This window comes from Pseudomonas sp. JAI120, from assembly GCF_014207255.1.
Classification (GTDB): Bacteria; Pseudomonadota; Gammaproteobacteria; order Pseudomonadales; family Pseudomonadaceae; genus Aquipseudomonas.
Map to the genome: position 1 here is coordinate 140566 of NZ_JACHCZ010000007.1, position 25157 is coordinate 165722.

The 25157-nt window shown below is 61.6% G+C and carries 25 protein-coding genes; 14 read left to right on the plus strand and 11 right to left on the minus strand.

The features are described 5' to 3' along the window. Positions 1-16 precede the first annotated feature (16 nt). The 3 genes from HDC32_RS28190 to HDC32_RS28200 are packed head-to-tail and all read left to right on the plus strand — an operon-like array spanning position 17 to position 2562. Positions 17-733, plus strand: coding sequence for an ABC transporter permease (locus HDC32_RS28190; RefSeq protein ID WP_131700109.1), 717 nt, complete (start codon positions 17-19; stop codon positions 731-733). Beyond that, positions 730-1440: an ABC transporter permease gene (locus tag HDC32_RS28195; protein WP_131700110.1), complete on the plus strand. Its 711-nt coding sequence runs from the start codon at positions 730-732 to the stop codon at positions 1438-1440. Before HDC32_RS28190 ends, HDC32_RS28195 begins: the two co-directional genes overlap by 4 nt. A gap of 9 nt (positions 1441-1449) precedes the next feature. After that, positions 1450-2562: a succinylglutamate desuccinylase/aspartoacylase family protein gene (locus HDC32_RS28200; RefSeq protein ID WP_145336716.1), complete on the plus strand. Its 1113-nt coding sequence runs from the start codon at positions 1450-1452 to the stop codon at positions 2560-2562. Here the strand turns inward: HDC32_RS28200 and HDC32_RS28205 are convergent, their stop codons facing one another. The 4 genes from HDC32_RS28205 to HDC32_RS28220 all read right to left on the minus strand — a co-directional run bounded on the left by HDC32_RS28205 (position 2563) and on the right by HDC32_RS28220 (position 6098). Next, positions 2563-3117, minus strand: a complete 555-nt coding sequence (locus tag HDC32_RS28205; RefSeq protein ID WP_131700112.1) for a tetratricopeptide repeat protein — start codon at positions 3115-3117, stop codon at positions 2563-2565. Positions 3118-3342: 225 nt separating this feature from the next. Next, a complete protein-coding gene (hemL, locus tag HDC32_RS28210; protein WP_131700113.1) occupies positions 3343-4626 on the minus strand; it encodes a glutamate-1-semialdehyde 2,1-aminomutase in 1284 nt (427 codons plus the stop codon). Between the two features lie 18 nt (positions 4627-4644). Beyond that, positions 4645-5268, minus strand: a complete 624-nt coding sequence (thiE, locus tag HDC32_RS28215; protein WP_131700114.1) for a thiamine phosphate synthase — start codon at positions 5266-5268, stop codon at positions 4645-4647. Between the two features lie 32 nt (positions 5269-5300). Beyond that, on the minus strand, positions 5301-6098 hold the full coding sequence (locus tag HDC32_RS28220; protein ID WP_124418525.1) for a hydroxymethylpyrimidine/phosphomethylpyrimidine kinase: 798 nt from the start codon (positions 6096-6098) through the stop codon (positions 5301-5303). Between the two features lie 273 nt (positions 6099-6371). Here HDC32_RS28220 and HDC32_RS28225 point away from each other — a divergent pair, with 273 nt between their 5' ends. From HDC32_RS28225 to HDC32_RS28240, 4 genes are all read left to right on the plus strand, one after another. Further along, positions 6372-8762, plus strand: coding sequence for a hybrid sensor histidine kinase/response regulator (locus HDC32_RS28225; protein WP_184746306.1), 2391 nt, complete (start codon positions 6372-6374; stop codon positions 8760-8762). A gap of 99 nt (positions 8763-8861) precedes the next feature. Then, a complete protein-coding gene (locus HDC32_RS28230) occupies positions 8862-10517 on the plus strand; it encodes an acyl-CoA dehydrogenase family protein (RefSeq protein ID WP_184746307.1) in 1656 nt (551 codons plus the stop codon). A gap of 195 nt (positions 10518-10712) precedes the next feature. Next, positions 10713-12185 (plus strand): AMP nucleosidase, encoded by a 1473-nt coding sequence (gene amn, locus HDC32_RS28235; RefSeq protein ID WP_024077553.1) that lies wholly within the window; start codon positions 10713-10715, stop codon positions 12183-12185. A gap of 71 nt (positions 12186-12256) precedes the next feature. Continuing rightward, on the plus strand, positions 12257-12892 hold the full coding sequence (locus tag HDC32_RS28240; protein ID WP_131700118.1) for a pseudouridine synthase: 636 nt from the start codon (positions 12257-12259) through the stop codon (positions 12890-12892). On the opposite strand, the gene HDC32_RS28245 is transcribed toward HDC32_RS28240, so the two are convergent. Beyond that, a complete protein-coding gene (locus HDC32_RS28245; RefSeq protein ID WP_025999909.1) occupies positions 12887-13096 on the minus strand; it encodes a DUF2788 domain-containing protein in 210 nt (69 codons plus the stop codon). The two genes, HDC32_RS28240 and HDC32_RS28245, sit on opposite strands and share 6 nt — an antisense overlap. A 196-nt stretch (positions 13097-13292) precedes the next feature. After that, positions 13293-13772, minus strand: a complete 480-nt coding sequence (locus HDC32_RS28250; protein WP_003176264.1) for an Lrp/AsnC family transcriptional regulator — start codon at positions 13770-13772, stop codon at positions 13293-13295. 430 nt (positions 13773-14202) lie between these two features. On the opposite strand from HDC32_RS28250, the gene HDC32_RS28255 reads away from it, so the two are divergent. Then, complete coding sequence (locus HDC32_RS28255; RefSeq protein WP_184746308.1) at positions 14203-15261, plus strand: DUF6515 family protein; 1059 nt, start codon at positions 14203-14205, stop codon at positions 15259-15261. Here HDC32_RS28255 and HDC32_RS28260 read toward each other — a convergent pair. Next, entirely contained in the window at positions 15258-16151 is an 894-nt protein-coding gene (locus tag HDC32_RS28260; protein ID WP_131700120.1) for a cation diffusion facilitator family transporter, read from the minus strand. The two genes, HDC32_RS28255 and HDC32_RS28260, sit on opposite strands and share 4 nt — an antisense overlap. A 9-nt stretch (positions 16152-16160) precedes the next feature. After that, entirely contained in the window at positions 16161-16580 is a 420-nt protein-coding gene (locus HDC32_RS28265) for a polyribonucleotide nucleotidyltransferase (RefSeq protein ID WP_131700121.1), read from the minus strand. Between the two features lie 110 nt (positions 16581-16690). Between HDC32_RS28265 and hrpB the strand changes: the two genes are divergently transcribed. Continuing rightward, on the plus strand, positions 16691-19201 hold the full coding sequence (gene hrpB, locus HDC32_RS28270; protein WP_184746310.1) for an ATP-dependent helicase HrpB: 2511 nt from the start codon (positions 16691-16693) through the stop codon (positions 19199-19201). A gap of 137 nt (positions 19202-19338) precedes the next feature. Here hrpB and HDC32_RS28275 read toward each other — a convergent pair whose 3' ends face one another. Together HDC32_RS28275 and HDC32_RS28280 are read right to left on the minus strand one after the other, a co-directional pair. Next, positions 19339-20427 (minus strand): endonuclease/exonuclease/phosphatase family protein, encoded by a 1089-nt coding sequence (locus HDC32_RS28275; RefSeq protein WP_184746312.1) that lies wholly within the window; start codon positions 20425-20427, stop codon positions 19339-19341. Positions 20428-20467: 40 nt separating this feature from the next. Then, complete coding sequence (locus HDC32_RS28280; protein WP_092488567.1) at positions 20468-21127, minus strand: YciC family protein; 660 nt, start codon at positions 21125-21127, stop codon at positions 20468-20470. Between the two features lie 180 nt (positions 21128-21307). Here HDC32_RS28280 and HDC32_RS28285 point away from each other — a divergent pair, with 180 nt between their 5' ends. The 5 genes from HDC32_RS28285 to HDC32_RS32150 all read left to right on the plus strand — a co-directional run bounded on the left by HDC32_RS28285 (position 21308) and on the right by HDC32_RS32150 (position 24483). Further along, complete coding sequence (locus tag HDC32_RS28285; RefSeq protein WP_131700124.1) at positions 21308-22051, plus strand: DUF2076 domain-containing protein; 744 nt, start codon at positions 21308-21310, stop codon at positions 22049-22051. 117 nt (positions 22052-22168) lie between these two features. After that, positions 22169-22645: an NYN domain-containing protein gene (locus HDC32_RS28290; protein WP_024077544.1), complete on the plus strand. Its 477-nt coding sequence runs from the start codon at positions 22169-22171 to the stop codon at positions 22643-22645. A 46-nt stretch (positions 22646-22691) separates the two neighbouring features. Then, entirely contained in the window at positions 22692-23303 is a 612-nt protein-coding gene (locus HDC32_RS28295) for a PolC-type DNA polymerase III (protein WP_115487532.1), read from the plus strand. A 351-nt stretch (positions 23304-23654) separates the two neighbouring features. Beyond that, entirely contained in the window at positions 23655-24221 is a 567-nt protein-coding gene (locus tag HDC32_RS28300; RefSeq protein ID WP_184746314.1) for a hypothetical protein, read from the plus strand. Next, on the plus strand, positions 24211-24483 hold the full coding sequence (locus HDC32_RS32150) for an acyl carrier protein (protein WP_027605275.1): 273 nt from the start codon (positions 24211-24213) through the stop codon (positions 24481-24483). The genes HDC32_RS28300 and HDC32_RS32150 overlap by 11 nt, the downstream gene beginning before the upstream one ends. Before the next feature lie 86 nt (positions 24484-24569). Here the strand turns inward: HDC32_RS32150 and HDC32_RS28310 are convergent, their stop codons facing one another. Then, a complete protein-coding gene (locus HDC32_RS28310; RefSeq protein ID WP_131700125.1) occupies positions 24570-25031 on the minus strand; it encodes an Lrp/AsnC family transcriptional regulator in 462 nt (153 codons plus the stop codon). Positions 25032-25157: the final 126 nt, after the last annotated feature.

Consider the following 25157-nt stretch of genomic DNA (forward strand, 5'->3'; position numbering starts at 1 on the left):
CGGCGAGGACCCAACCATGCTACCGACCTTCACGCAATTCGCTGCAACCTTGGACGATTTCGCGCCGCTGTTGTTGCACGGTGTCTGGATCACACTGCAACTGGCGTTGTTATCACTGCTGTTGGGGCTGGTATTCGGCCTGCTGGGTGCAGGCGCCAAGCTGTCCGGGTGCAGGGCTTGGCGCTTCTGCGCACAGCTCTACACCACCCTGATCCGTGGGGTGCCGGACCTGCTTTTGATGTTGTTGATTTTCTACGGGGCACAAACCGGCTTGAGTCGTCTGACACAGGAACTGGGCTGGGCCTACATCGAAATCGACCCTTTCAGCGCAGGAGTGCTCACCTTGGGGTTTATCTACGGCGCCTATTTCACCGAAACCTTTCGCGGCGCCTTGCTGGCCGTGCCTCGCGGTCAGTTCCAGGCCGCCAAGGCCTTGGGCATGACCTTCAGCCAAGCTTTCGTGCACGTGATATTCCCGCAAATGATGCGGTTCGCCCTGCCAGGGCTGGGCAATAACTGGATGGTTTTGCTCAAGGCCACTGCGCTGGTATCGATCATCGGCCTGGCGGATTTGATCAAAGTGGCCCAGGTAGCGGGCAAGAGCAGCCAACAGGTGTTGGCCTTTTTGCTGATGGCGGCATCGGTCTACCTGTTGCTCAGCAGCGTTTCAAGCCTCGCGTTGCGCTGGTTGGCGCGTCGTTACTGCGGCGGTGTGCAGGAGTCATCACGATGATCGAGTTGATCCAGGAGTACTGGCAGCCGTTGCTCTATTCCGACGGTCAACAACTGACAGGCCTGGCCATGACCCTGTGGCTGACCAGTGCCTCGCTGTGTTTCGGCCTGCTGCTTGCACTGCCACTGTCCATTGCCAGGGCGTCCTCGCGGCGCCGGTGGCGTTGGCCGGTGCAAAGCTTCACCTATCTGTTTCGCGGCACGCCGCTGTATATCCAGTTGCTCATCTTCTACACCGGTATCTACAGCATTGCTGCGGTTCGTGAGCAACCACTGCTGGATGGGTTTTTCCGCGAGGCACTGAACTGCACGCTGTTGGCGTTCGCCCTGAATACCGCGGCCTACACCACGGAAATACTGGCAGGTGAGATTCGAGCGATGCCGCGCGGTGAAATCGAGGCTGCGCGGTCCTTGGGGTTCGATGGTTGGAAGCTGTATGTCCACTTGATCATGCCTTCGGCCCTGCGCCGCGCATTGCCCTACTACAGCAATGAAGTGATTTTCATGCTGCATTCCACCACCTTGGCGTTTACGGCCACCGTGCCGGACATCCTCAAAGTGGCCCGGGATGCCAACGCTGCCACCTTCCTGACCTTCCAATCCTTCGGCCTCGCCGCAGTCCTTTACCTGTGCATCACCTTTGCCTTGGTCGGTCTGTTTCGCCTGGCAGAACGGCGTTGGCTGCGCTTTCTTGATCCAGGCCGATAGGAGGCCGATATGCAGGCTCACATACACGAGTTACTGGCGGCTGTGCCGGGTACGGCACGACAGATCCATAGCTTTCATTACGGTCCAGACAATGCGCCTGGCAAGGTCTACCTCCAGGCCTCGCTGCATGCCGATGAGTTGCCGGGGATGCTGGTCCTATGGCATCTGAAGCAACGGTTGGCGCAGCTGGAGGCGGCCGGATTGTTGCGTTGGTCGGTTGTGCTGGTGCCGTTGGCCAATCCGCTGGGGTTGGAACAGGTGCTGATGGACGTGCCTCAGGGGCGCTTCGATAACGATAGCCGGGAGAACTTCAACCGTTTCTTCCTTGATGTGAGCCAGCAGGTCGGTGATTGCGTGCAAGACCTGTTGACCGATGATCCTGCCAACAATCTGCAACTGATCCGTTCCAGCCTGCGGCAAACGCTTGCCTGCCAAGTACCGGCGACGCAGTTGCAATCGATGCGCTTGGTCCTGCAAACGCTGGCCTGTGACGCTGATATCGTACTGGACCTGCATTGTGATTTCGAAGCCGTGCAGCACTTGTACCTGTCACCGGATTTCTGGTCACAGGTGGAGCCCTTGGCTCGCTACCTGGGCGCCAGGGCATGCTTTCTCACCAAGGAGGCAGGAGGGCAGTCGTTCGATGAGTGCTTTACGTTGTTCTGGGCGCAGATGCAGGCGCGGTTTACCGGGCGCTTTACAGCGCCGGGGTTCGCGGTGACGGTGGAATTGCGAGGTGTTGCCGATGTGGACCACGGCCTGGCGCGGCAGGATTGCCAGGCACTGATTAACTACCTGATTCAGCGCGGAGCCATTGATGGCCATGCGCCGCCCCCGCCGCCATTACTCCACGCGCCGACGCCGTTGGCCGGGGTAGAGCCCGTGATCAGTCCGGTGGGAGGTTTGATTGTGTTTTGCGCGCAGGTGGGCGATTCCCTGGAGGCGGGGCAAGTCCTGGCCGAAATCATTGATCCGATCACCGACCACGTAACTCCGGTCATTTGTACGCGCGGGGGGCTTTTGTATGTTCGGTCACTACGGCGAATGGCTACCGCTGGTATGACGATTGCTCATGTCGCAGGCCCGAAGGCATATCGACAGGGTTATCTGTTATCGCCTTGATCAGGGCAGGGGTGAGAAGGGCGAGCGCCCATCGGCACTCTGCAGCTCCAGCAGGTAGTTGCGGAAAATCTGCCCCAGGACCTGGGTGGCCACTTCCAATTCATCGCGTTGCATGTGCTCGGCGACTTCGTCGGCGGTGTCCAGCGCGTCTTCAGCGCCGTTGACCGCGGCCATTTTCAGCACGATATAGGCCTGGACGTTATTGGCGGGCACGCCTTCGCCTTTGAAGAACATGGTACCCAATTGGAATTGCGCCTGGGCGTGGCCTTGCAACGAGGCTTTCTCGAAGTAGCTCAAGGCTTTGTTGAGGTCACGGGCCGGGTTCTTGCTGTCGTGGTAGTACTCGCCCAACTCGTATTGCGCCTGCGCATCCCCGCCGTCGGCCTGTTTCTGACACGCGCTCAGGGCTTCGGCCTGGCTGTCTGGCTGGGTATTGAGGGTGCAACGACCCATCGCTGGAATTAACAACGAGTTGCCGCCTGCCTGGGCATGTGCCAGCAGCGGCTGAAGGAGCAACAGGCAGCCCAGTACCAGGGCGCGGCCGGTGCGTTTCATGGGAATCGACTTACCTCTGACGGGGCGCGCGGATCCTCTCGGGATCCAATAAGCGCGCATTATGAAATAAGCAGGCCTCTGCTTACAAAGTCTTTACTCGTTTTTCTGCTGCTTGGGCAAGTTATCTGCCGGATTGCAGGTAAATTCTCGGAAAAATAAGGAAATGCCTGTCAGCAAAGTAGCAAATCTGACGCCGCCTACAGCAACGCCAGATTTTTCCAGCGGCTATTTCAGTGCGGCAAACGCGCGCTCGGCGGCATCCAGGGTCAGTTTCAGCTCGGCATCGCCATGGGCGATCGAGGTAAAACCGGCTTCGAAGGCACTCGGCGCCAGGTACACGCCGCCCTCCAGCATCAGGTGGAAGAAGCGCTTGAACAGGTCGGCATCGCTGCCCATCACATCATCAAAGGTGACGATGTCATCGGCGCCGCTGAAGTACAGGCCAAACATGCCGCCCGCTTGCGTGGTCACGAACGGGATACCGGCGGCATCGGCGCGCTGTTGCAGGCCGTCCAGCAGGCGGGTGGTGTAGTCGGTCAGCTCGGCGTGGAAGCCCGGGCGGCTGATCAGGCGCAGGGTGGTCAGGCCGGCCGCCATGGCCAGCGGGTTACCCGAGAGTGTGCCGGCCTGGTACACCGGGCCCAGCGGCGCGATGTGCTGCATGATTTCGCGTTTGCCGCCGAAGCAGCCCACGGGCATGCCGCCACCGATGATCTTGCCGAACGTGCTCAGGTCCGGCGTGACGCCGTAGTGCGCCTGGGCACCGCCGAGGGCAACGCGGAAGCCGGTCATCACTTCGTCGAAAATCAGCACCACGCCGTGCTTGTCGCACTGTTCGCGCAGGCCTTGCAGAAAGCCAGGGGCGGGCGGCACGCAGTTCATGTTGCCGGCCACCGGCTCGACGATGATGCACGCCACGTCCTGGCCGACTTCACTGAGCATCTGCTCGACGGCACCGATGTCGTTGAACGGCAGGGTCAGGGTGTGTTTGGCGAACGCTGCCGGTACGCCGGCCGAGCTGGGTACGCCTTGGGTCAGCGCGCCGGAACCGGCTTTGACCAGCAGGCTGTCGGAATGGCCGTGGTAGCAGCCTTCGAACTTGATGATGCTGTCGCGGCCGGTGAAACCTCGGGCCAGGCGGATCGCGCTCATGGTGGCTTCGGTGCCGGAGCTGACCATGCGCACCATCTCCATCGACGGCACGATGCTGCAGACCAGATCGGCCATCTCGGTTTCCATGGCGGTCGGCGCGCCGTAGGACAAGCCGTGTTCCAGTTGCTTGCGCACGGCGTCCAGCACGTCCGGGTGGCTATGGCCGAGGATCATCGGCCCCCAGGAACCGACGTAATCCACGTAGCGCTTGTCATCTTCGTCGGTGACGTAGGCGCCTTCGGCATGCTTGAAGAACAACGGCGTGCCGCCCACGCTCTTGAACGCACGCACGGGGGAGTTCACACCGCCGGGGATGTGTTTCTGGGCATTGGCAAACAGGGTTTCGGAACGAGACATGGTGAGGGCTCTCTGAATTCAGGATTTTATGAGTTCGTTGAAGGCGCGGGCGCGGCGCGTGACTTCCTGGGTGCTGTCGGCACCGAACAGGCCGTGGACCACGGCCAGCAGGTCGGCACCATGAGCCACCAGCGGTCCGGCGTTCTCCAGGGTGATGCCGCCGATCACGCAGATCGGCACATGCAGGCGCTTGCGGGCCTCGGCGAGCATTTCAACGGTGGCGGCCGGAGCGCCCGGCTTGGTGTTGGAATTGAAGAAGCGGCCGAAGGCGACATAACTGGCGCCTTCTTTTGCCGCCTGTTCGGCCAGTTCGATCTGGCCGTGGCAGGTGGCGCCGATGATCGCCTTGGAACCGAGCAGCGCACGGGCCGGCGTCAGTGGGCCGTCGGTCTGGCCCAGGTGCACGCCGACGCCCAGGCGCGCGGCCAAGTCAAAGTCATCATTGATAATAAGCTGGGTCTTGTAGCGCGAGCACAGCTCCCGCAGTTTTTCGGCTTCGCGCAGGCGCCGGGCTTCGTCGCTGCTTTTGTCGCGGTACTGCAGCAGGGTCACGCCACCGTCCAATGCCGCTTCGACGTAGGCGAGGAACTTGCCGGCCAACAGTTGGCTGTCGGTAATGGCGTAAAGGCCACGTAGTTTCATCGGGCAGGCCTCTTGCTTTTAAGAGCAGAAAGTTACGAACAGAAATCCAGCGGCAGACGGCGCGGTACAAACTGGCCCTGGCCGAGTTGTTCGGCGTCACGCAGGGTGCGCCAAGTGTAGTTAAGTGCCGACTGCACCGCACTCACCAGCCCTTCGCCTTGGGCGATCCGTCCGGCCAGGGCGCTGGCCAGGGTGCAGCCCGAACCGTGATAGCTGCCGGGCAGGCGCTGGCAGGTAAAGGTCTGGCGCGTGCCATCACGGCTGTAGAGGCGGTTGTGCACTTCGTGCTCATCGCCATGGCCGCCGGTGATCAACAGATGCTTGATAAACGGCAACAGCTTCTCGGCACATTCGTCGGCGGTGCCCTCGGGCAGCTCGGCGAGGATACGGGCTTCAGGCAGGTTCGGCGTGGCGATCAGCGACAGCGGCAGCAGCCGCTCGCGCATGGCATAGCCGACTTCGTCCTTGCCCAGGCTGCCGCCGCCGCCGGCACGCAGCACCGGGTCGCACACGACCGGCAGGTGCGGGTGCGCCTGCAGCAGTTCGACCACGGTGTCGACCATTGCGGTAGAGCCGAGCATGCCCAGCTTGACCGCCGCCACTTCGGAGTCGCCGAGCACGGCATTGGCCTGGGCCAGTACCCACTCACGGTCGAGCACGCGGAAATCGCTGACATTGACGGTGTTCTGCACAGTCAGGGCAGTGACGGCCGGAGCCGCGTGGCAGCCTTGGGCGAGCAGGGCTTCGATATCTGCCTGCAAGCCGGCGCCACCACTGGGATCATGGCCGGAGAGACAGAGGACAACAGGGCGAGAGCTGTAGATATTCATGGTGCGCGAGCTTACCACCAAACGCTTTTGGCGGGGCCTTCGGGCGATGGTTGAATTTTGTCCAAAGAATGACGATTTTTTGGCGCTTTTCTTCTCGCAAAAAGCGCTGAAAGCCTTGTTCTAGAGCCTTAAGGAAAATTATTTCAATGGTGTCCAATGGCCTTTGGCGGCTATGCTAAAGTGGATCCAAACAACTTACTGTACCGCCGGTGTACGTCTTCTCAAAAGGATGGGGGGCTTTTGACATAACCGGACAGGCCACGCTGGGGCTCTATGCGCTATTTGCTGATCTTATTGTTGTGCGGGCTGCCGATGCTCGCCAGCGCCATCGAGTTCAATCAGGACACCCGAAGCCTGCCGCTGGGCCGAGCCATGCAAGTGCTCGAAGACCCGACCGATGCCCTCACCATCGCCGAAGTAAGCTCTCCCGCCTACGCTGCTCAATTCAAGCACCATGACAAAGCCACCCTCAACGCCGGCTATTCGCGCTCGGTGTTCTGGCTCAAGGTCGACCTGCATTACATGGCCAAGGACCCCCGTGCCCCCCGCACCTGGTTCCTGGAGTTGGCTTATCCACCGCTCAATCATCTGGACCTGTACCAGAACGATGGCACCGGCAATTATCGGCTGGCCAGCCGCACCGGCAGTGCGCTGCCTTTTTCCAGTCGTGACGTCAGCCAGAGCAACTATCTGTTCAAGCTCAACTTTGTGCCCAACCAGCAACAGACGCTCTACCTGCGCCTGCAAAGTGAAGGCTCGATCCAGGCGCCGCTGACGCTCTGGTCCGGCACCGCTTACCTGGAGCAACAACCGCTGCGCCTGTCTGTGCTTGGCGTGATCTACGGCGTATTGCTGGGGATGCTGGTCTACAACCTGTTCATCTACCTGAGCGTGCGCGACACCAGCTACCTGTATTACATCCTCTATATCGCCTCGTTTGGCCTGTACCAACTGTCGGTCAATGGCGTGGCCGTGCAGTACTTCTGGCCGAACAACCCGTGGTGGGCGAATGCAGCGGTACCGCTGCTGATCGGTTCGGCGGCGCTGTTCGGCAGCCTGTTCGCCCGTAGCTTCCTGCATACCGCGCAGCACAGCCGCTGGCTCAACCGGGTCTTGCTGACACTGGCGGTATGCGGCGCCGTAGTGATGGCGCTGGCGCTGCTGACCAGCTACGCCTTGGCCTTGCGCCTGGCGACCGGTTTGGCGCTGGTATTCACCGTGACCATCTTCGTCGCCGCCATCAAGGCCTGGTACTGCGGCCAGCGGGTGGCGCGGTATTTCATCATCGCCTGGTCGGCGTTCCTGTTGGGTGGGGTGGTGAATACGCTGATGGTGCTGGGCTACCTGCCCAATGTGTTCCTCACCATGTACGCCAGCCAGATCGGCTCAGCGATTGAAGTGGCGCTGTTATCCCTGGCCCTTGCCGACCGCATCAACGCCATGCGTGAACAACAGGCGCAGATCCTGTTCGATGCCAGCCAGAAGCTCGAAGTGCTCAACCAGCAACTGGCCCGCAGCAACCGTCTTAAGGATGAATTCCTCGCAACCCTGACCCATGAACTGCGCACGCCCATGAACGGTGTGATCGGCTCCCTTGAACTGATGCAAACGGTACCGTTGGACGACGACCTGACGCAGTACCAGCAAACTGCCGCCGGTTCGGCACGGGACATGATGCGCATGGTCGATGGCATCCTCACACTTACCGAATTGCAGGCCGGCCGCCTGAGTGCCCAGCCTCGGGTGTTCAGCCTGCGCGGCGTGCTCGACACCCTGCGCCAGCAATTCAACGCCAGCGCCCAAGGTAAAGGCCTGGCATTTTCCATCGATGTGGCCGAGGAACTGCCGGACCGTGTGGTGGGTGACGTCGACAAACTGATCCAGTGCCTGGATTGCTTGCTGGACAACGCTTTCAAGTTCACCCGCGAAGGCTCCGTGCGCCTGCGAGTGGTGGGTGTACCTCACAGTGATGGCGGCGTACGCCTGAGCTTTATTGTTACCGACACCGGTATTGGCTTCGCCTTCCTCGACGAGGCGACCTTGTACCAGCGCTTTTTCCAGCTCGATGGCTCCATGACCCGCGAATACGGCGGCCTGGGTATCGGCCTGGCCATCTGCCGGCAATTGATCGAGCTGTTGGGCGGACGCCTTACCCATCATTCCGAGCCGCACAAGGGCAGCCGCTTCCAGCTGGACGTGAAAGTCAGCCCGGTGCCGCCCGAGGCAAAACCGGCGCCCGACCGGCAACGCGCGCCCCAGGATTGCGCGGTATTGCTGGTGGATGACCACAGCGTCGGCCAGTTGGTGGTGCGCGGCATGTTGCTTAAGTTGGGCTACCGGGTGAAAACCGTGGAGAGCGGTCCGGCGGCGTTGGCGGCCTTGCAGGGGCAAAACTTCGACGCCGTCTTGTTGGATATACCTGAAGGCGGTTTCTCGTTGTGCTGTCAGATTCGTGCACTGCCGGGCTGTGGTGAATTGCCGGTGATCGCCTTGAGTACGTCGCTGAATACGTCTGAGCGCGAGCGCTGCCATGGCATCGGCATCACCGACCGCCTGGCCAAGCCGGTGCGCTTCGAGGCGTTGCAGGCGGTACTGGAACGCCACTTGTTGAGCGCGCTAGAGGGCGAAGGCGCCGGGCATTCGGCGCGTATGCCACTTTTTTAACCCGGATGACGGTGCTTAACTGAAAAAACCGGCCTCAATCGATCTGCGCCTTCATGGGTAGGTGTGCATTCGACAGGGCCTTTTTCCAGGAGGCCCGTCATGAACCTGCACCAGTTCGCCGAAACCCACGACGTCATCAACCAGCCGCCCTCCCTGGACGGCACCAACCTGTACCGCATCGACATGCCCCTGCAAGAATGGTCGCGGCGCTTTGGCGCCGGCTGGGCGCAGGCGCGCATCGATGCATACGGAGCGTTGGCCGGCGGGCCGCTGATGGCGGCCGGGTTCCTGGCCAACCAGAACAAACCGCTGTTCAGCAGCCATGACCGGTATGGGCATCGTATCGATCTGGTGGAGTTTCACCCGGCCTACCACGAGCTGATGCGCACGGCAGTCGAGCATGGCCTGCCGTCGCTGCCGTGGGCCCATCCACAGTCTGGCGCCCATGTGGCGCGCGCAGCCATGACCTACCTGCACAGCCAGGCGGAGGCCGGCACCGGCTGCCCACTGACCATGACCTTCGCCTGTGTCCCGGCCCTGCGCTTGCAACCCGACCTGGCGCAGACCTGGCTGCCGAAAATCCTCAGCACCCAATACGACCCGCGCAATGTCGGCATTGCCCACAAGGCCGGTGTAACCATCGGCATGGCGATGACCGAGAAACAGGGCGGCACCGACGTGCGCGCCAACACCACCCGCGCCTATCCAGTGGGCGCGGGCGGGCCCGGGCAAGCCTATGAGCTGGTGGGCCACAAGTGGTTCTGCTCGGCGCCGATGTGCGATGCCTTCCTGACCCTGGCCCAGACCGACAAAGGCCTGACCTGTTTCCTGCTACCCCGGCACCGCCCGGATGACACCCGCAACGAGTTCTACATCCAGCGCCTGAAAAACAAATTGGGTAACTGCTCCAACGCCTCCAGTGAAGTGGAGTTTCGCGGCGCCCTGGCCTGGATGATCGGCGAAGAGGGGCGTGGCGTGCCGACCATCATCGAGATGGTTGCCATGACGCGTTTCGATTGCATGGTCGGCTCCAGCGCCTTGATGCGCCAGGCGCTGACCCAGGCCAGTCATCATTGCGCCCATCGTCTGGTCGGTGGCCGCGTACTCAGCGAGCAACCTTTGATGCAAAACGTGCTGGCCGACCTGGCCCTGGAAAGCGAAGCCGCGCTGGCCTTGAGCATGCGCATGGGCTGCGCCCTGGACAACCTGGGCGATGAGCGCGAAGCCAAGTTCGCTCGGCTGGTGACGGCGGTGGGCAAGTATTGGATCTGCAAGCGCGCCCCGGCGATGATCAACGAAGCCGCCGAATGCATGGGCGGCGCGGGCTACGTGGAGGACAGCATCCTGCCGCGCTTGTACCGTGAGGCACCGGTGAATTCGACGTGGGAAGGTTCCGGCAATGTGCAATGCCTGGATGTGCTGCGCGCACTGTCCAAGGAGCCCGGCGTGCTGGAAGCGCTGTTTGTCGAACTCGGTGACGGGCATGGTGATAAGCAACTGGCGCGGCATATCGAACATCTGAAGTCGGCGTTCATGGACACCCAGGACATCCAGTACCGCGCGCGGCAGTTGACCGAGGATATTGCCGTGGCGCTGCAGGCCAAGTTGCTGCTGGAGGCCGGTCATGGGACGGTTAGCGATGGTTTTATTACCAGCCGTTTGGGCCAGTCGTCTGGCCGCGTCTACGGCACCTTGCCGCGTGGCGTCGATGTCGGGGCCATCGTCGCGCGCTCAAGCCCCAATGTATCTGAATAAACACGGTCCAAATGTGGGAGGGGGCTTGCTCCCGATGGCTGAGTGTCAGTCAGCCTATCTATAAACTGACCCACCGCTATTGGGAGCAAGCCCCCTCCCACAGGGATTGCAGCCATCTTGCGAGGGCACTCCAATTCAAGGTTTGCGTCTGACAGGGATACAGGCAAGATAAAGGCCTGCAAGTCAGAACACAGGATGCTTACCGTGACCGAAGCTTTTGTTGTCGTTCAAACCGCCGAAGAAGCCGTGGATCGGCTGGCGGCCCTGCATGAGCGGGCTACCGGCGCGCTCAATCAAGCCCTCAAGCAGTACCTCAAGGACCGCGTCGAACCCGACGCCGAACAACGCGCGCTGTTTCGCTATCCGGAACTGCGCCTGACTTACCACTGCCACGGTGAAGTCCCACAGACTACCCGGGCGTATGCCAAGGTCCAGTTACCGGGGACCTACAGCGTTACCGTTACTCATCCGGCGGCGTTTCGTAAGTATTTGCTGGAACAACTGGTGCCGCTGATGCACGACTTCACCGTGACGGTGGAAGTGGGCGTCAGCCAGCAGAACATTCCGTACCCGTACGTGGTGGAGCAGGGCGACGAACTGGCCGGCTCCGGTGTGACCGCCGCGACCTTGGCGCGCGTGTTCCCCAGCACCGACCTGTCGGCCGCCACCGACGGCATCGCCGATGGCCTGTACGACTGGGAAAACACCGATCCGCTGCCCCTGGCGCTATTCGATGCAGCGCGCGTGGACTTTTCCCTGCGTCGGCTGGTGCATTACACCGGCAGCGACTGGCGCCATGTGCAGCCGTGGATCCTGCTGACCAACTATCACCGCTATGTCGACCAGTTCATCCTGCATGGCCTGGAACAATTGCGCAGCGACCCGCGTTTTATCCGCATGGTGCTGCCGGGCAATGTGATCATCGACAAGAGCATGGACCACGGTGAAGCGTCGGCGATTGCCGCGGGCGTGGTGTGGCACCGCTACCAAATGCCGGCCTATCACCTGCAGGCCAGCGATGGCCACGGTGTGACCCTGGTGAACATCGGTGTCGGCCCGTCCAACGCCAAGAACATCACCGATCACCTGGCGGTGCTGCGTCCACACTGCTGGCTGATGATTGGCCACTGTGGCGGGCTGCGCCAATCCCAGACCATCGGCGACTACGTACTGGCCCACGCCTATATGCGCCGCGACGGGATTCTCGACCGCGTGGTACCGCCGAACATCCCGATCCCGGCCCTGGCTGAAGTGCAGATGGCCTTGCAGCAGGCGGCGGCGAATGTCACCGGTGAGAAAGGCGAAGAGCTGAAAAAACGCCTGCGTACCGGCACCGTGCTGACCTACGACGACCGCAACTGGGAGCTGCGCTGGGCCCAGGAACGGCCGTTGATCAACCTGTCCCGCGCCGTGGCGGTGGACATGGAAAGCGGCACCATCGCCGCCCAGGGCTATCGCTTGCGCGTACCGTACGGCACGTTGTTGTGTGTGTCGGACAAGCCGCTGCACAGCGAGATCAAGCTGCCGGGGTCGGCCAACGCGTTCTACGAACGTGCGGTCAGCCAGCACTTGAAGATCGGCATCGAGGCGGTGGACCTGTTGCGCACCGAACTCAACTCGCTGCACTCGCGCAAGCTGCGCAGCTTCGACGAGCCGCCGTTCCGCTAAGCGGTTGGGATGGTCATTTAGCGGTCAGGCCACTAGCATTGTCGGTCCTGACCGTTAGATGTTCCTTTGCCATGTCCCGTCCCACCCGTCCCGATTCGCGCCGCCCCGGTGTGAAACCTCCGTATTCTGCTGCGCGCCGTGTTGCCAAGGCGCCGCCGGCCGAGCCGAAGTTGATCCTGTTCAATAAACCTTTCGATGTGCTGACCCAGTTCAGCGACGAGGGCGGGCGGGCGACGCTCAAGGACTTTATCGATATCCCCGGCATTTACCCGGCCGGTCGCCTGGACCGTGACAGCGAAGGCCTGTTGCTGCTGACCAACGATGGCCAGTTGCAGGCGCGTATTGCCGACCCCAAGCACAAGCTGGCGAAAACCTACTGGGTGCAGGTGGAAGGCGAACCCACCGAAGCATTGCTGCAACGCCTGCGCGACGGGGTAGAACTCAACGATGGCAAAACCTTGCCCGCCGAGGCCCGGCGTTTGGATGAGCCCGAGTTATGGCCGCGCAACCCGCCGGTGCGCTTTCGCAAAAACCTACCGACGTACTGGCTTGAACTGGTGATTCGAGAGGGGCGTAACCGCCAGGTGCGGCGCATGACCGCCGCCGTGGGCCTGCCGACCTTGCGTCTGGTGCGGGTGCGCATTGGCGATTGGACAATCGACGGCCTGGACCAAGGCCAATGGAAGGAAGTACCTGCGCGTTTATAAAGCGCCGGACTCGATGAGGCCGATCACCACGCTCTTGATGATGAACGCGGCCACGCCCAGGCCCAGCACGAAAAACAGGATGAACGAACCAAAGCGCCCGGCCTTGGATTTCTTCGCCAGGTCCCAGACGATAAAGCCCATGAAAATGATCAGGATAGTGACCAGGCCGGTCATCATCCATTCTTCGAACAGGGCGGGGTCGATGTTGTTCATGGGCTCTTCCAACGGGGCAGGCGGCAAGTATACGGCAGCGTCACAGGTGCAACATTGACCTGGATCGAAGTGCGTTCCAAATGTGGAAGGGGGCTTGCTCCCGATGGCGGTGTGTCAGTCAGCTAATCTGTGGCTGACACACCGTCATCGAGAGCAAGCCCCCTCCCACAGTTGACCTTCACCGATCTTAAGTGCGCAGGTGGGTCAGTGGCAGCTCGGTGCTGTTCAATACCTGGTTCAGCACAAAGCTCGAGCGCACGCTGGTCACGCCTTCGATCCGAGTGAGGTGGCCCAGCAGCAGTTTCTGATAGTGGTCCATGTCCGGCACCACCACTTTCAACTGATAGTCCGCATCCATCCCGGTGACCAGGCTGCATTCCAGCACCTGGGGCAGGGTGCGGATGGCCGCTTCGAAGTTCTCGAAACGCTCGGGGGTGTGGCGGTCCATGCCGATCAGCACATAGGCGGTGAGGCTCAGGCCGAGCATCTTGCGGTCGAGCAGGGCGACCTGGCGCGAGATGTAGCCGTCGTCTTCCAACTGCTTGACCCGGCGCGAGCAGGGCGAAGGCGACAGGCCGATGCGCTCGGCCAACTCCTGGTTGGAGATCCTCGCGTCGCGCTGCAATTCCGCCAAAATACTCAGGTCGTATCGGTCAAGCTTGCTCATCGGGTTGGCCTTTGTCGTAACTATTGCGGTGAATTATCCATGAAGGGTTAAAAATTGCGCAAGCACTGTTTATTGACGCAATCTTCGCAATCATCTGTCGGGCGCGGGCCTGTATCTTTATCAACAGAATCACCGCCTGGACAACAGTCCACAGCAGCTCGCCCAATCAGGCGCGCTGCGGCCGCCACCCCAGCAGGGTTGAGCCGGCCTCCAGGCTGCACACTGTCCACAAGGCGGCGTGAGGTGAGCCAACGTCAAAAGCGTTGAGCATGGACGAAGTTCTCAAGGGGTGGCCGACGGGTCACCCCTTTTCTTTTGCCTTAAGAAAATTGTTCTTGTGACTGATAACCTGTCTCAGAACCGGGCGAGGCTTTTCCAGTCTCATCTATGAGGCCGGACCTTCCAGGCCCTATCCGCAGTGAGGAATAGCATGAAGCGCATCTGGCGTATGGCAGGTGTAGGTTTGCTGATGGTCACCGTCGGCACGCAAGTGATGGCCGAAGACCCACGCCCTGAAGGGGGCGGCCAGCATGAAAGAGGGCCGGAGGGCGGTCGGCAAGGTCAAGGTAACGAACAACCGCGCCCGCAAAATAACCAACCGCGCCCGCAGCCGCAGAACAATCAATCACGGCCGGAAAACAATCAGCCGCGTCCACAGAACCCGCATTTTGATCGCGCCGAGCAACAACACGGTGGCGGGCAGTGGCAAGGTCGCCCGCAAGGTGCCGAACAGCCTCGGCCAGCCCCGCAGCCTGCGAATAACCTGCCGATCCAGGGTCGCCCCGATACCGTGCGCCAGACCCAGGAGCCGCGTCAGGGTTACTACCGTGACATTCCTCGACGCAACGACGACAACCGGAATTGGGAGGCCGGTGGCCCAGGTTCGCGGCCGGGCTACAACGGGCATCCCAACGACAACCGCTGGCCAGGTCGCCCCGATGGGCATGGCAACGGCTGGGGCCCTGGCCCGCAGTATCGGCCCGGTTATACCGTCGACCGCTTCCCCGACCGCAATTACCGCGTGCCGTACCGTGGCCAGGATTACTTCTTCTCCGGCGGCTACTGGTACCGCCCCCAAGGCCCGCGCTATGTGGTCGTGGCGCCGCCGTATGGCATCCGCGTGCATTACCTGCCGGACTATGCGCGCGAAGTGTGGGTAGGTGGCTCGCTGTTGTTCCTGGCCGCCGGCGCCTACTACGCCTACGAACAAAACACCCAGCAATACGTGGTGGTGCAACCGCCGACGCAAGTGCCGGCGCCGCAGCCAGCACCGCAAGGCAATGGCTATGACGTGGTGGCCTATCCCACCAACGGGCAGTCACCGGCGCAAGTGCAGCAGGACGGTTACGACTGTTATCGCTGGGCGGTGCAACAAAGCGGCTTCGACCCGCAGGCGGTCACCTACGCCCCTGACCCGGCGGTGGTGCAAACCTACCGCCAGGCCCAGGGCAACTGCCTGAGCAGTCGCGGGTATCAGGTGCAGTACTAGGCCTTGGCGCCCGTGACCACTTCTCGCGGGTCGGCGTGCACCAGCACTTCGGCGCGCGGGTAGGCTGCGTGAATGGCATCGGCGGCCTGGTCGCTGATGCCGTGGGCCACTGACAACGTCAACTCCCCCGGCAACTCCAGGTGCAACTGCACAAACCAGTGGTTGCCCGAGATGCGCGTGCGCAAGTCATGGGCACCCAGCACCCCCGGCACGCCTCGCGCCAGTTCCAGCATGTGCTGGCTGACGTCCGGCGGCAGTTCCTCGTCCATCAACACCGCAAAGCTTTCCTTGGCGATGTGGATCGCGCTCCACAAAATGTAGGCAGCGATGCCCAGGCCGAACCAGGCGTCGACCTGATGAAAGCCCATGCCCGCCAGCACCAGCGCCACCAGGATGCTGCCGTTGAGCAGCAAGTCTGAGCGATAGTGCAACGAGTCCGCCCGCACGGCATTGGAGCCGGTTTCGCGCACAACCCGGTGTTGCAGCATCAGCAGCGCCACGGTCAGCACCAGGGAAAACACGATCACCCCAATGCTCAGCCACGGCGCGCCGACCGGTTCCGGATGCTGCATACGCTCGTACGCCTGCAAGGCGATCAACACCGCGCTGCCACCAATGAACAACGCCTGGGCCATGCCCGCCAGTGACTCTGCCTTGCCATGGCCGTAACGGTGATCGTCATCGGCCGGGCGCAGGGCGTAATGCACTGCCAGCAGGTTCAGCAGCGAGGTCACGCCATCGAGCAGTGAGTCGGTCAACCCGGCGAGCATGCTCACCGAGCCGCTGAGCCACCAGGCGATGGCCTTTGTAACGATCAGCGCACAGGCCACGCCCACCGAGGCGCGGGTGGCCAGGCGTAACAGCCGGGCGTGTTCGGGACTGCTGGTCATAAACGTTCCTTAGCCGGCGGGTTGCAGGCCCAGGGACGCCAGTTGTTGCACGCTGCCCTTGAACTGGATCATGCGCGGGTCGTCCAGCGGCAGGGTGCGGCCGGTTTCCTTCTGGATGATGCTTTGCAGCTTGGCGTTGTCGACCTTGCCGTCGGCGCCGATGGCTTCGTGGAGTTTTTCCGGGGCGACCTGGGCAGTCTTGCCGGGTTCGAAATAGATCGCGCCCGTGGCGAAGTCGACGCCGAACGCGATCAAGCCAGGGATCACGTAGAACAACAGGCCTACGGCATCGAGCACGGCAATGGTCGGGTCGATCTTGCCGTCGATCTGGCCACGGCGGTCCGGGTAGAAAATCGAACCGCAGGCCGTCAGTTGGCTCAGCAGGGTGATGGCGAGGACACCGCCGATGACACGGGAAGCGATACGCATGGAGACTCTCCTGAACACGGTTGATACGGGACTATATAGCACTGCCATTGAGACCAGCGTCGGCATCCGGCAGTTCGCCGTTATACTCGCCGCTCTGCTTTGGAGCCAGTATGAATTCGTTGCCGATCGATGATGTTTTACCCGCCCTGCGTGACGCCTTGGCGAATCGCCATGAAGCCGTGCTGGAAGCGCCGCCCGGCGCCGGTAAAACCACCCGCGTACCCTTGGCCTTGTTGAATGAGCCTTGGCTGGCCGGGCAGACCATCCTGATGCTCGAACCCCGGCGTTTGGCCGCTCGCGCCGCCGCGGAACGCTTGGCCAGCGAACTGGGGGAGAAAGTCGGTGAGACCGTCGGCTATCGCATCCGCCTCGACAGCAAAGTCGGGCCCACTACGCGTATCGAAGTGGTCACCGAAGGCATCCTCACCCGCCGCCTGCAGGACGACCCGGCACTGGACGGTGTGGGCCTGCTGATCTTCGACGAATTCCACGAGCGCAGCCTCGACGCCGACCTGGCACTGGCCCTGAGCCTGAACGGCCGCGATGTGTTTCGCGACGAGCAACCGCTGAAAATCCTGCTGATGTCCGCCACCCTCGAAGGCGAGCGCCTGGCCCGCCTATTGGACGACGCGCCGATCCTGCGCAGCGAGGGGCGCATGTTCCCGGTGCAGATGCGCTGGGGGCGGCCGTACCAGCCGGGTGAATTCATCGAGCCGCGCGTGGTGCAAACCATTCTGGAAGCCCTGCACGATGAAACCGGCAGCGTGCTGGTGTTCCTGCCGGGCCAGGCGGAAATTCGCCGGGTCAACCAGCAACTGGCCGACGCCCTGGGGAATAGCCCTGACGTGTTGCTCTGCCCGCTGCATGGCGAACTGGACCTCAACGCCCAGCGCGCAGCCATCGATCCTGCCCCTGCCGGTAAACGCAAAGTGGTGCTCGCCACCAACATTGCCGAGACCAGCCTGACCATCAACGGCGTGCGCGTGGTGATCGATGCCGGGTTGGCGCGGGTGCCGCGTTTCGACCCCGGCAGCGGCATGACCCGCCTCGACACCCAGCGCATCTCCCGCGCCAGCGCCACCCAGCGCGCGGGCCGGGCCGGGCGATTGGAGCCGGGGGTGTGTTATCGGTTGTGGTCCGAAGACCAGCATGAAGGGCTGGCCGCGTATGGCAGTGCGGAAATCCTTGCGGCCGACCTGGCAGGGTTGGCCTTGCAGCTGGCGCGCTGGGGCGTCACGCCCACGCAGCTCGTGTGGCTCGACGTACCACCGACCGCTGCGTATGCCCAGGCCCAGGACTTGCTGGTGCGCCTCGGGGCTTTGAATGAAGAAAGACTCACGGCTCATGGCCAGAAGATGGCCGAGTTGCCGGCCCATCCACGCATCGCCCATTTACTGCTGCGCGGCCAGGACCTGGGGCTTGCGGCCACCGCCTGTGATGTCGCTGCACTGTTGGGCGAGCGCGATATTTTGCGCGGTGGCGGCGCGGATCTGCACAGCCGCCTGGCGCTGATGTCCGGCGAAGAGCGTGCGCGCGGTACTCAAGGTGGCGTGCAGCGCGCCAAGCAACTGGCGCGGCAATACCGTGGCTATTTGAGAGGCCAGGCGACCCGGCCGGTGGCCGACCCCGACCACCCGCGCTGGCTCGGTGCGTTGCTGGCGCTGGCCTACCCGGACCGTGTCGCCCAGCAACGCCGCCCCGGTGGTGCCGAATACCGTTTGGCCAACGGCCGCGCCGCGCTGTTCGCCGAGGCCGACAGCCTGATGAAACAACCTTGGCTGGTGATCGCCGACCTCGGCAGCCGCCAGGGCCAGCGCGAAGAACGCATCTACCTCGCGGCAGATTTTGACCCGACGCTGTTCGACACGGTCCTCGCCGAGCAAGTGCGCAACGTCGACCAACTGGACTGGGACGAGCGCGAAGGCGTGCTGCGCGCCGAACGCCAGCGCAAAGTCGGCGAGCTGGTGCTCAGCCGCGAACCGCTCACCGGTCTCGACGAATCCGCACGCAGCCAGGCGCTGGTCAACCTGGTGCGGCGCAAAGGTCTGGAGCTGCTGCCCTGGACCCCTGAACTGCGCCAATGGCAATCCCGCGTCCTGCTGCTGCGCCAGTTGGACGCCGGCAAAACCAGCGAATGGCCCGATGTCAGCGACAGCGCCTTGCTCGCCGGCCTGGAGCACTGGCTGATGCCCTACCTTGGCAAAGTCTCGCGCCTGAGCCATTTCGCCAACCTGGATATTTCCAACTACCTGCACAACCTGTTGCCCTGGCCGCTGCCCCAACGCCTGGACGAGCTGGCGCCGCAGCATGTGAAAGTGCCGTCTGGCTCATCGGTGCGTTTGGACTACAGCGAACATCCGCCGATCCTGGCGGTGCGCTTGCAGGAACTGTTTGGCCTGGCCGACACCCCGCGCATTGCCGGCGGGCGCCAGGTGGTGAAGTTGCACCTATTGTCGCCGGCGCGGCGGCCGGTGCAGGTGACGCAGGATCTGGCGAACTTCTGGCGCAGTACCTATGCCGAAGTGAAGAAGGATCTGAAGGGCAGGTATCCCAAGCATTACTGGCCGGATGATCCGCTGATAGCCGAGCCGACCGCGCGGATCAAACCCCGAAAGTCGTAACGCTAAGGATCCAAATGTGGGAGGGGGCTTGCTCCCGATGGCGGTGGATCCGTTACAGATGAGCTGACTGACACACCGCCATCGGGAGCAAGTCGAATCGTCGCACCGCCCCTCCCACATTAATCTTGTTGTGTGGGTTATTGCGCGGCGGGCAGCAGGAACCGTGCAATCACCGGCAAATGGTTGGAAATACGCAACGTATCCTCCTGCCTAACCTTGGCCTCCACCCGCTTGATTCGCGGGCTGTAGAACAGGTAATCCAGGGTGCGATCCGGGCCATCGATGCTCGGATCGTTGGGGAAATGCGTCAGCCATTTCTCACGATCAATCCCGCTGGATTGGCTGTTGCTCGGGATCATCGGGTACTTGTCCCACAGTAAGTGCAGCTCACTGTCCGGCGAATACTGCCCACGCTTGTCTGCATCCAAACGCAGGAATTGCCCCAGTGGCAGCAGATTGAAATCACCGCCGATCAGCCAGGGCGTGCCACGGCCTTCGAATTTATCCAGCAACTTCACTGTCGTTTGCACCTGCTCCTGCACCGCACTGCGCCCTGGTGCATCACCGTCCAGGCGGGTGTTGAGCACGGCCAGTTGGCCGCCGTCGCTCAGCGGCAGGTAGGTCAGCAGTAAGGCCGGTTTGGGTTGGAACTGGCGGCTGATGATATTGGCCTCGGGCGCCGGTAATTGCAGGCGCTCGGCGTGTTCGATCTGATAGCGGCTCAGGGTCGCCAGCTTGCGGCCCACGCTGCCGAAGATATGCCGGTCGGGTACGAAGTCGGCTTTCCAGTCGAACGCCTGGGCGCTGCACGGGTAGAGGTCGACCAGGCGCTCCTGCAAAAGCGCTAGCTGGTCCTGGTAGTGGGAAGGCTTGGCGTTTTCGTCGAGTTCCTGCAACAGCAGGATGTCGGGCTGTTCGTCACGAATCACCCGCGCCACTTCGTCGAGGCTGACGGCCATGTCTTCGACGGTAGGTCGTTCGTCCGGGCCGCTGCCGTCGGCGGTGTCGTACCAGAACACGTAGTTCTTGCCCGCCAGGTATTGCACGTTCCAGGTCATGACCTTGAGTGCCTGCCCTGGCAACAGGGTCGGCGCACGGGGCGCGACGCAACTGACGGGCAGGGTTTCCTTGGCGGCGGGGCGCCAGGTGAGGCTGTAGATCAGGGCCGTCAGCAGGCCCGCAACGATCAGCAGGCCCAGCAGGGTGATGCGCAATAAACGGGTCATCGGCTCGGCTTATAGCGTTTCAGGAGTGGCGTGGAGCATATCACCGCGCGTCGGCATCGCCACCGATCAGCATGAATAAACGGAACAGGACTACGCTGGTAAACAGTTGCAGGAAGCTGTGGGCGCTGTCCATCAGCAGCCCCAGCAACGGCGCGGGGTTGGGATAGGCCGCGACGCTGGCGCCTTTGAGCAACCACAGCGGTGTCATCACACACAACAGGCACACCAGGATTCGCCAGAAATGCCCACGGGTCAGGCGCAGACTTTCCTTCATCGCCTCCAGCGCCGACATGCCGCGCAGCACCAACAGGTACTCGGCGAACGCCAGCACCACCATCAGCCACAGGCCCGGCAGGAAATACAGCGACAGGCCCAGCAAAATCAGCAAGGTACTCATGGCGGTCAGCAGGGCGAAGCGCGGCCACAGGGTCAGGGCCATGGCCCAGATGTCCTTGGTGCGCGGCGACTCGCCACGGGTGCGGGCGTCGAGAAACAGGATCAAGGCACCGGTGTACAGCGGGTACACCAGCAAGCCCACCACCACGCTGTAGCCGGGGAACGCATCCGCGCCGAGCGTGTGGTCGAGCAACTGCTGCAGCAGGGCTTCGAGGATCACCAATGGCAGGCACAGTTGGACGATTGCGCCCAGGTTGCCTCGGGTAAAACGGAAGGAGTCGCGCAATACGTCTAACGGATTCATCGGGGTCATCGCAGGCCTGAAAGCAAGGGCAACACTTTAACCGATCATGGCCAGCGGTAAGCAAACGTAAACCTTGAGTAAAGACCATTGAAACAACTCGTAACACCCCCATAACTAGAACGCACCTGGCCTAATCACAGGCAGGACCACGATTTTTACCGGCAATCTAACGAGGTCGCCATGAACAGCGAAGAGCAAACCCTGATCGATGGACTGTTTTCACGGTTGCAACAAGCCGAAACGGACTCAGCGCCCCGCGACGCCCAGGCAGAAGCGCGGATCAAGGAGCACATGACTCGCCAACCGGCCGCCGGGTACTACATGACCCAGTCGATCCTGGTGCAGGAACACGCGCTCAAGAGTCTCGACGCGCAGAACAAGCAACAGGCGCAGCAGATCCAGCAATTGCAGGATGAGTTGCAGCGGGCCAAGTCCGCACAAGCGGCCCCGGCGAGCAGCGGTGGTTTCCTGTCGAGCATCTTTGGCGGCGGTTCCCGTGACCCGCAACCGGCCCAGAGCGCTCCGGCCTCGTCGGGCGGTGGCTGGCGTGAACCGGCGCGGCCGTCCTTTGGCCAGCCAGCGCCGCAACAGAACTATCAACAGCCACAACAACCTGCCGCCGCCCCCATTGGCAGCGGGTTCCTCGGTGGCGCGATGAAAACCGCCGCGGGCGTGGCCGGTGGTGTGTTGCTGGCCGAAGGCATCAGCAGCCTGTTCAGCCACAACTCGCAACAGCCGCAGGTCGTGGAAGAAATCATCCGTGAAGAGCCGGCGCCCGCCAGTGACAACGGCAACTGGGGCAACGATGACCAGAAGTTCGCCGGCAATGACAGCTGGGGCAGCGACAACGCCTCGGACAGCTTTGCCGATAGCGACTATTCCGACGATTCTTCCTCCTTCGGCGACGACGATTCCTTCGTCTGACACTCCCGGTCCGGGGCGCTGAGCCGCCCCGGTCTGATTTTTCCCGGAAACGTTCTCGCGGCTGGCATACTGGCACCCTTTCCGGGCCCTGGCGCCTGGCTGTCATGAGGAAGTGCGGTGAAGAAAATTGCAGTGTTCGCCGATGTACAAAACCTCTACTACACCGTCCGCCAGGCCTATGGCTGCCATTTCAACTATGCCGCCCTGTGGGCTGATATCAGTTCGCGTGGGCAGATCGTCGAGGCCTATGCGTATGCCATCGACCGCGGTGACAGCAAGCAGCAGCAGTTCCAGCAGATCCTGCGCAACCTTGGGTTCACGGTAAAGCTCAAGCCGTATATCCAGCGCAGCGACGGCTCGGCCAAGGGCGACTGGGACGTGGGCATCACCATCGACATCATGGACGCCGCCGACCACGTCGACGAAATTGTGCTGGCCTCGGGTGACGGCGACTTCGACATGCTGCTCGACCGCATCATCCACAAGCACGGCGTCGAAGCCGTGGCCTACGGCGTACCGGGGCTGACGGCCAACTCACTGATACGTGCCGCCAGCCGCTACGTGCCGATCGAAGGCGCGTTGCTGCTCAAATAAGCACGGCGGCTTAATAAATAAAGGGTTAGACGGAGTTGGAACAGGTTTGGAACGTATAGCGGTCATCGACTTTGAAACCACCGGCATCACCCCGAGCAGCCATTGCCGGGCCACGGAAATCGCGGTGGTTATCCTCGAACGCGGCCAGATCGTGGACCGCTACCAGAGCCTGATGAACGCAGGCGTGCGCGTGCCGGGCTTTATCGAGCAACTCACCGGCATCAGCAACGCCATGCTGCGCAGCGCCCCGCCGGCCGAGCGGGTGATGAACGAAGTCAATGAATTCGTCGGCACCACGCCGCTGATGGCGCACAACGCCGCGTTCGACCAGAAATTCTGGGATTTCGAACTCGGCCTGATCCGCCGCACCCGCCTGCAAAAATTCGCCTGCTCCCTGCTGCTGGCCCGCCGCCTGATGCCGGCTGCGCCCAACCACAAGCTCGGCACCCTCAACACCTACGCCCAACTGCCCCACACCGGCCAGGCTCACCGAGCGCTGGCGGATGCGGAAATGGCCGCCAACCTCACGGCGCACCTGGCCCAGGAACTGCGGCGTACCCATGGCTTGCGCGAACTGTCCCACGACCTGCTGTGCACCCTGCAGAAGGTGCCGGCGGCGAAGATCAATGAGCATCTGAAGAAGCATCGCGGGTTCTGATAGAACAACGCCGTTCAAAAAAATGTGGGAGGGGGCTTGCTCCCGATTGCGGCGGGTCAGCCACACATAAGCTGACTGATCCACTGCTATCGGGAGCAAGTCGAATCGTCGCACCGCCCCTCCCACATTGGTTATCTGTCGTTCATCGAGGCTGCACACACTCCAACGCCCGATCCACCACCCCCTTCGCCATCTCGCTGGGCATCTTGAGGGCGTTTATCTGCTTTCTGAATAGTCAGTAGGCTTAGCCTTGCTGTCCTGTCGGACCTTTCTGGATTTTCCCTTCTCCCGTCTATAGCCCTTCGCTGCGACCTAAGATCCCGGCTGTCATTTACGTACAGGGACTACGTCATGCAGGAAAGCGATCCTCACACAGCAATCAGGCGAAGCCAGTTTGAGCTCCAAGGCAACGGCATCGATTTCGGCTCAACTTCAAGCATGGCGTTTCATTTGGGAAACACGATGACAAGTTGCCCAGCAGTCATGGTTTTACCTAATTCGCCAGGCTGGACCCACGGCGCCAGTTACCAGTTACTCAAGCCCGTTCATGCTGACTCCTCGGTGCCGAGCACCACGTTTGACGAACTCTGGAAATGTACACAGCAACACTATGGCTTGACGGCCGCAACGGTTCTCACTGGCGCCGCGGGCATACCTATAAACAAAATTGCCGTGGGCACTTGGGTTCATGTTGGCTCCAGCAAAACGACGAACTTGGCGAGTCTCATTGGAATGCGCTTTTTCCCTCGTACATTGATCAGGCAACCCACGGTGGCCAGAATGGCGAAAGCAACGTTTGGCACCGTCCGGGTATTTGGCATTATTGGACGGGGCATTCCTTTCGTTGCTGCGGGGTTGGCTGTCTTTGATCTAATCAGTATTGGTAAGTGCGCCTATGAGGCAAGAAATGGAAGGTAGCCCGACTAGAGCCGAGATCAGCGAAAAGGTGATTCAGCTATTCGTCGATATCATCGGTTTCATCGACCGAAGCCAGGTCACGGAGCAAACGGACTTCATCCATGACTTCAAGATTATTGATGATGATTTGACCTGCTTTGTCATGCAGATCAAGTGGCAATTCAACTTGCAAGCGACCCAGGAAGATTGGGATCACATCACTACCATCCAGCAGATAGTTGACTTGATCGTTGAACGCTCGAATTTGCAGTGCGGCCACTGACGCCATCGGGAGCAAGCCCCCTCCCACATTTTGAATGTATTCACAAATCAAACTGTGGGAGGGGGCTTGCCCCCGATGGCGGTAGATCAGCCACCATTTTTGCCATTGGTTTCCAACTGCCCCAACGGCACCCGCCGCTCTATCGCGCTCGACAAAATAATCGAGGTCTTGCTGAACCCGAACTTCGCCAGCCGATTGATCAAACTCTCCAACTCCGGCATCGAGCCCACCGCCGCTTGCATGATCACGCACGGATCGCCCGTCACCCGGTGGCATTCGGTCAGTTCCGGGATTTCGGCCAGTGCGTCATACACCTTCTGGCTGCCGTGGTTGGTCAGCCGCAGTTCAATCACGCACTGAATCGGCAAGCCCACCTTCGAAAAATCCACCTTGGCCTGGTACCCGGTGATCACACCGCTGGCTTCCAGCTTGGCCACGCGTTCGGCCACGGCGGGGGCGGAGAGGTTTACCGTGCGGGCCAGTTGCGCGTAGGAGGCGCGGCCGTCTTCGAGCAGGGCGCTGAGGAGCATGCGGTCGTATTTGTCCATATAAGGCTCCAGTTGCGCGTGGCTTTCGAAAGCACGGGTTATAGCCCTGATAACCATGCTTTGAAAAGTGTATGGGCGGTTTAAACAGGTTTTGTAACTTATGTTTAACAACCTGCCTTTTTAGAA

Excerpts from the sequence above, each read along its gene's own strand:
- HDC32_RS28240 (WP_131700118.1), top strand. The coding sequence starts at position 12,257 with ATGTCCCGTCCCACCCGTCCCGATTCGCGCCGCCCCGGTGTGAAACCT.
- HDC32_RS28310 (WP_131700125.1), bottom strand. The coding sequence starts at position 25,031 with ATGGACAAATACGACCGCATGCTCCTCAGCGCCCTGCTCGAAGACGGC.
- HDC32_RS28280 (WP_092488567.1), bottom strand. The coding sequence starts at position 21,127 with ATGAATCCGTTAGACGTATTGCGCGACTCCTTCCGTTTTACCCGAGGC.
- HDC32_RS28250 (WP_003176264.1), bottom strand. The coding sequence starts at position 13,772 with ATGAGCAAGCTTGACCGATACGACCTGAGTATTTTGGCGGAATTGCAG.
- hrpB (WP_184746310.1), top strand. The coding sequence starts at position 16,691 with ATGAATTCGTTGCCGATCGATGATGTTTTACCCGCCCTGCGTGACGCC.
- HDC32_RS28285 (WP_131700124.1), top strand. The coding sequence starts at position 21,308 with ATGAACAGCGAAGAGCAAACCCTGATCGATGGACTGTTTTCACGGTTG.
- hemL (WP_131700113.1), bottom strand. The coding sequence starts at position 4,626 with ATGTCTCGTTCCGAAACCCTGTTTGCCAATGCCCAGAAACACATCCCC.
- HDC32_RS28190 (WP_131700109.1), top strand. The coding sequence starts at position 17 with ATGCTACCGACCTTCACGCAATTCGCTGCAACCTTGGACGATTTCGCG.
- HDC32_RS28275 (WP_184746312.1), bottom strand. The coding sequence starts at position 20,427 with ATGACCCGTTTATTGCGCATCACCCTGCTGGGCCTGCTGATCGTTGCG.
- thiE (WP_131700114.1), bottom strand. The coding sequence starts at position 5,268 with ATGAAACTACGTGGCCTTTACGCCATTACCGACAGCCAACTGTTGGCC.
- HDC32_RS28260 (WP_131700120.1), bottom strand. The coding sequence starts at position 16,151 with ATGACCAGCAGTCCCGAACACGCCCGGCTGTTACGCCTGGCCACCCGC.
- HDC32_RS28195 (WP_131700110.1), top strand. The coding sequence starts at position 730 with ATGATCGAGTTGATCCAGGAGTACTGGCAGCCGTTGCTCTATTCCGAC.
- HDC32_RS28225 (WP_184746306.1), top strand. The coding sequence starts at position 6,372 with ATGCGCTATTTGCTGATCTTATTGTTGTGCGGGCTGCCGATGCTCGCC.
- HDC32_RS28265 (WP_131700121.1), bottom strand. The coding sequence starts at position 16,580 with ATGCGTATCGCTTCCCGTGTCATCGGCGGTGTCCTCGCCATCACCCTG.
- HDC32_RS28220 (WP_124418525.1), bottom strand. The coding sequence starts at position 6,098 with ATGAATATCTACAGCTCTCGCCCTGTTGTCCTCTGTCTCTCCGGCCAT.
- HDC32_RS28300 (WP_184746314.1), top strand. The coding sequence starts at position 23,655 with ATGCAGGAAAGCGATCCTCACACAGCAATCAGGCGAAGCCAGTTTGAG.
- HDC32_RS28255 (WP_184746308.1), top strand. The coding sequence starts at position 14,203 with ATGAAGCGCATCTGGCGTATGGCAGGTGTAGGTTTGCTGATGGTCACC.
- HDC32_RS28200 (WP_145336716.1), top strand. The coding sequence starts at position 1,450 with ATGCAGGCTCACATACACGAGTTACTGGCGGCTGTGCCGGGTACGGCA.
- HDC32_RS32150 (WP_027605275.1), top strand. The coding sequence starts at position 24,211 with ATGGAAGGTAGCCCGACTAGAGCCGAGATCAGCGAAAAGGTGATTCAG.
- HDC32_RS28230 (WP_184746307.1), top strand. The coding sequence starts at position 8,862 with ATGAACCTGCACCAGTTCGCCGAAACCCACGACGTCATCAACCAGCCG.
- amn (WP_024077553.1), top strand. The coding sequence starts at position 10,713 with ATGCTTACCGTGACCGAAGCTTTTGTTGTCGTTCAAACCGCCGAAGAA.
- HDC32_RS28205 (WP_131700112.1), bottom strand. The coding sequence starts at position 3,117 with ATGAAACGCACCGGCCGCGCCCTGGTACTGGGCTGCCTGTTGCTCCTT.